Raw genomic sequence first — 5,084 nt, forward strand, 5'->3', positions numbered from 1 at the left:
CATCGTTAACACCTAAGACCTAGTTAGTGGTGCAAAGTCTGTAGCCAGTCTCAACCGATTGGAGCGAGAGGACACACATGAATCTTAAATATATCTGCGAAATAAGACTAGTTTTCAGTCCCATTATTTCAACATCATGAACACTCTCACCCGCCACGCTGAACTGATTTACACCGACTGGACACTAACCGAACCTGAATTCGACCCAGCAAAATTACGCGCTAGAGAAACCGTATTTACGATCGGTAACGGTTATTTAGGCACGCGCGGCAGTTTTGAAGAAGGCTACCCCAATGCGTTACCAATTACCTTAATTAACGGGGTTTATGATGATATCCCCGTGGTGTATACGGAGCTAGCAAATTGTCCCGACTGGCTGTTACTAATAGTCATCGTCAATGGCGAACAGTTTCGGTTAGATCGCGGTGAAATCCTTGCCTACGAGCGGCGGCTGGACTTGCGACAGGGGGTGTTGAGTCGATCGATCCGTTGGCGGAGTCCGATTGGCAATACCGTAGATTTAAAGTTTGATCGGTTTGCGAGTTTGGCAGACGAGCAGGTATTAGCACTGCGCTGTGAGATTACGCCGATCGATTTCGATGGCACCATCGAGGTGCAGTCCAGTATTAATGGCTATCCCGAAAATCAAGGCTTCGACCACTGGGAACATCTCGACAGAGGCAAGACAGAACAAGGAGTCTGGCTCCACGTTCGCACCCGCAGTACTCAGATCGAACTCGGCATGGCTGCGAAAATGACTACGATTGACATTGATGCTCGATCGCAGGTCATAAATACCCCTGACTGTCCCACCTTGACGACCACTTTTGTCGCCAGAACAGGGCAGAGCGTCAGCGTAGAGAAGCTAATAACGGTCTTTACCTCTCGTGAATCCAAATCACCAGTTCAGGCGGCTCAAACCAAATTAGCCGAACTGCCAGCTTATGCGATCCTGCTCACTGCCCATCAGCAGGCGTGGCAAACAGTTTGGGAGTACAGCGATATCGAGATTGAGGGCGATCTTACCGCTCAGTTAGCAGTGCGATACAACTTGTTTCAACTCTTCATCGGTGGCTGTACCAATCAGGGATCTCTAGATACCGAGCCTGACAGCGTTCCCGCCAAAACCTTGTCGGGATTTGGGTATCGGGGGCATATCTTTTGGGATACAGAGATTTTTATCTTGCCCTTTTTCACCTTCACACAACCGGAGATCGCCCGCAGCCTCCTCGACTATCGCTATGACACCCTCGCTGGAGCAAGGCGCAAAGCCACCCACGCTGGTTACAAGGGGGCAATGTTTGCCTGGGAAAGTGCGGCTACTGGCGATGAAATGACCCCCAAATGGTCGCTGTCAAGCGATCCTTATCTCGAACCTGTTCGGATCTGGAATGGGGAGCGCGAAATTCACATTACTGCCGACATTGCCTATGCTGTCTGGCAATACTGGCGAGCAACTGGCGACGATGGGTGGATGCGCGATCGCGGAGCCGAAATTATCCTCGATACTGCTCTATTCTGGCTGAGTCGGGTGGAGTGGCACGAAAAACAGCAACGCTACGAACTGTGTGGAGTCATCGGTACCGATGAATATCATGAGGATGTGCGAAACAATGCCTATACCAATCGGCTGGTGCAATGGCATCTAGAAAAGGCTTTGCAAGTCTATGAGTGGTTACAGCAAACCTTTCCAGCGCGATCGATCGAACTAGCCCAACAGCTACAAATCACGCCAGTGCAGCTACTAGCTTTCCACACGACGATCGCTCAGATGTACATCCCATACGATCCGAAGACGTTGCTAATCGAGCAATTTGAGGGCTTTTTCGCACTCGAAGATCTCAATTTAAGCGACTATGAGCCGCGCACTCGATCGATCCAATCTGTCCTCGGCATGGCAAAAACGAATCAGAGCCAAGTCATCAAGCAACCCGACGTGCTGATGCTGCTCTATCTCCTATTCAACACGCCAGAATTCGCCAATCGCCAGGATATCTTGCACGAAAACTGGAACTACTACACTCCCCGCACTGACACCAATTACGGCTCATCCCTCGGTTCATCCGTTCAAGCACTCCTCGCCGCCAGCCTGGATAAATCGGCAGATGCCTACGACCACTTTATGCGGGCAGCTCTCATCGATCTCCAAAACACTTTCGGTAACACCGAAGATGGCATTCACGCGGCTTCTGCTGGCGGTATTTGGCAAGCTCTCGTCTTCGGCTTCGGTGGTATCCAACTCACCGAAAACGGCCCCGTGGCGACTCCCCATCTGCCACAGAATTGGACGCGGCTCAAATTCAAACTCAACTGGCGTGGTACCTGGCATCATTTCAACCTCTCGCCCTCAGTTGTTTCAACTACAGATATTCAGGGTTTTATCTTCGATGTCGATGGCGTGTTGACGGATACTGCCGAATACCACTATCAAGCTTGGCAACGACTGGCTGATGAAGAGGGATTGCCCTTCGACAGGCAGGCAAATGAAGCACTGCGGGGCGTATCTCGCCGCGAATCGCTGATGCACATCATCGGCATTCGACAGTATTCGGAGGCGGATCTTCAGAAAATGATGGAGCGCAAAAATCATTATTACTTGGAATCGATCGAAACTATTACACCCAAAGATCTGTTTCCAGGAGCTGTCGAGCTATTAACAGAACTCAGACAAGCAGGAATTAAAATCGCGATCGGTTCTGCGAGTAAGAATGCTCGAAGTGTCATCGAGAAATTAGGAATTGGTAATCTGGTGGATGCGATCGCTGATGGTGATAGTGTCGATGCTCCGAAGCCAGCTCCAGACTTATTTCTCCATGCTGCTCAACAGATCGGACTTCCTCCCGATCGGTGTGTGGTTGTGGAAGATGCCACTGTGGGCGTTCAAGCGGCGATCGCGGCTGGGATGAGATCGATCGGCATCGGCCCCATTAATCGCGTTGGAGCCGCTGATATCGTCCTACCAAACCTCGTTGGCGTTCACTTAGTCGATCTTCAAGCTCAATTAAAACTAGCTCCAAAAAACTTCTCTCAACCTATTGAAATACCAATCCTTTAAATCATAGCGGTCAGATTATTACCGACCGTAGGCTATTGCTAGGGCAAACGCTCCGCTACCGCCAACGATTGGGTGGTAAAAATGAAATTTAGCCTTTAAACAAACAAGATTATTCAGGAGAAAATCCACATGAATCAAGCTCAATTTACCGATGAAATCACCCTCGCAGCACGAGCCGAAAAATTAGGAGAAACGGCACTTCTGCTGGGCTTAATCCCTAGCTTTGTCGTGCGGCATTTTCCCGATAGTTGGGAATTTTATATCCCTGATGAAACTGCCCAACAACTCACCCCAGAAGAAGCTTATTTCCACCTCAAACGATTGGTCGATTACCGACGGTAGGCTAGCCAACGGTCGTAACGGAAGATCGATTCCGCCGAGCGGAGGCTCCGCCAACGCGATCTCTCACCACACTCATTTCAGCAACTCAACACTAGTCTATGAAGCCATCTTGGAGAAAATTATGCCAGATCTAATCAGTCGCGAGATTCAGTTAGTCTCCCGTCCACAGGGGATGCCTACAGCAGCTAACTTTGCTCTCGTAGAAACCAAAATAGAACTACTAAAAGATGAGTGGGTACTCGTCCGCAATCTCTATCTATCGGTAGATCCCTATATGCGGGGTCGGATGAGCGATCGGAAATCCTATGTGCCGCCATTCGAGCTAGGCAAAGCGATGGATGGCGGCGCAGTCGGCGAGGTCATTGAGTCCCACGCCGAAAAATTCAAACCAGGCGATATTGTCACTTCCAACTTTGGCTGGCGAGAATACTTTATGGCTACACCGCAACAATTACACCCAGTCAGCCGTGAGATCGAACCATCGATTTACCTTGGTGCCCTTGGCATGACAGGCTTGACAGCTTGGGCTGGATTGAATTTAGTCGATGTCCAAGCTGGGGATATTATCTTTATTTCGGGAGCTGCTGGTGCGGTGGGAAATATGGCTGGGCAATTGGCGAAATTGCGCGGCTGCGAGGTCATCGGCTCGGCAGGTTCGGCTGAGAAAGTTGAATTTTTGGTGAAAGATTGCGGATTTGATGTCGCCTTCGATTATAAACACGAACCATCCATTCCGACGATCTCGCTCGCCGAACGATTGCACCTATCCGCCCTCAACGGGATTGATGTCTACTTCGATAATGTCGGCGGTGAAATGCTTGAAGCTGCACTCTCAGCATTGCGCGTGAATGGACGAATTATTGCTTGTGGCGGCATCTCTAGCTACAACACGGCAATGCCCCAACCTGGGCCGAGCAATCTATTTAATATCACTACCAAACGATTGACGATGAAAGGGCTAATTGCTAGCGATTGGCTGGGTCATCAGGCCGAATTTGAACGGGAAGTCGGCGGCTATTTTCGGGATGGCAAATTGAAGAATAAGCAAACAGTCGTATTCGGAATCGACAAAGCTGTGAGCGCATTTCTCGGTTTGTTTGATGGTAAAAATATCGGCAAGATGGTCGTGAAGTTAGAGTAGATAGTTATCCAGAACTCGATTAATAAATTACATAAAATCTAAAAAACAAATGATTTACACCTTAGATAAAACCGATACAGAATTACAAGATGATGTCCTTTCCGAACTCAGCTACGAGCCAAGCGTAAACATCACAGACATCGTTGTATTAGTGAAAGATGGCACAGTGACACTCAATGGTTATGCTACCAGTTATATCGAAAAATGGGCAGCGGTGAATGCAGTTAAACGGATAAATGGAGTACAGACAATTATCGACGAGATTGAAGTCAATATCCCAGATGCTTATTACCGCACAGATGAAGATATTACTGCTGCTGTCATCGATCGAATCGCATGGTCTACCATAATTCCCTCAGATGTTGTTGAAGTCATAGTTGATGACGGCTGGGTATCGCTAGCGGGGGAAGTTGAGTGGTGGTACCAACAGAATGCTGCGGTAGATCTCGTGCAACAAATGATGGGTGTCACAGGCGTATCTAACGGGATCTCTGTCCAATCTAAAGCGGTAAAAATGGCAATCGAACAAGACATTAACTCAGCACT

4 protein-coding genes are annotated in these 5,084 nt (G+C 48.8%); all 4 read left to right on the plus strand.

Features of this window, described 5'->3' with window-relative positions; all coding sequences use genetic code 11:
- The first annotated feature begins 136 nt into the window (after nucleotides 1-136).
- Nucleotides 137-3,055, plus strand: coding sequence for a beta-phosphoglucomutase (gene pgmB / locus ACEW9J_RS01335; RefSeq protein WP_373543353.1), 2,919 nt, complete (start codon nucleotides 137-139; stop codon nucleotides 3,053-3,055).
- 129 nt (nucleotides 3,056-3,184) lie between these two features.
- On the plus strand, nucleotides 3,185-3,397 hold the full coding sequence (locus ACEW9J_RS01340; protein ID WP_373543354.1) for a hypothetical protein: 213 nt from the start codon (nucleotides 3,185-3,187) through the stop codon (nucleotides 3,395-3,397).
- Between the two features lie 121 nt (nucleotides 3,398-3,518).
- The gene (locus ACEW9J_RS01345) at nucleotides 3,519-4,538 is read left to right on the plus strand and encodes an NADP-dependent oxidoreductase (protein WP_373543356.1); all 1,020 of its coding nucleotides are present in this window, start codon (nucleotides 3,519-3,521) and stop codon (nucleotides 4,536-4,538) included.
- Between the two features lie 49 nt (nucleotides 4,539-4,587).
- Nucleotides 4,588-5,084: BON domain-containing protein (locus tag ACEW9J_RS01350; protein ID WP_373543355.1), on the plus strand; the 497-nt coding region annotated here is incomplete at its 3' end.

This window comes from Chamaesiphon sp. (genome assembly GCF_041737865.1).
In the GTDB taxonomy this organism is placed as follows: Bacteria; Cyanobacteriota; Cyanobacteriia; order Cyanobacteriales; family Chamaesiphonaceae; genus Chamaesiphon.

What these genes read in the sequence shown, in the direction of transcription:
- pgmB (WP_373543353.1), top strand. Translation starts at nt 137, where the DNA reads ATGAACACTCTCACCCGCCACGCTGAACTGATTTACACCGACTGGACA.
- ACEW9J_RS01340 (WP_373543354.1), top strand. Translation starts at nt 3,185, where the DNA reads ATGAATCAAGCTCAATTTACCGATGAAATCACCCTCGCAGCACGAGCC.
- ACEW9J_RS01345 (WP_373543356.1), top strand. Translation starts at nt 3,519, where the DNA reads ATGCCAGATCTAATCAGTCGCGAGATTCAGTTAGTCTCCCGTCCACAG.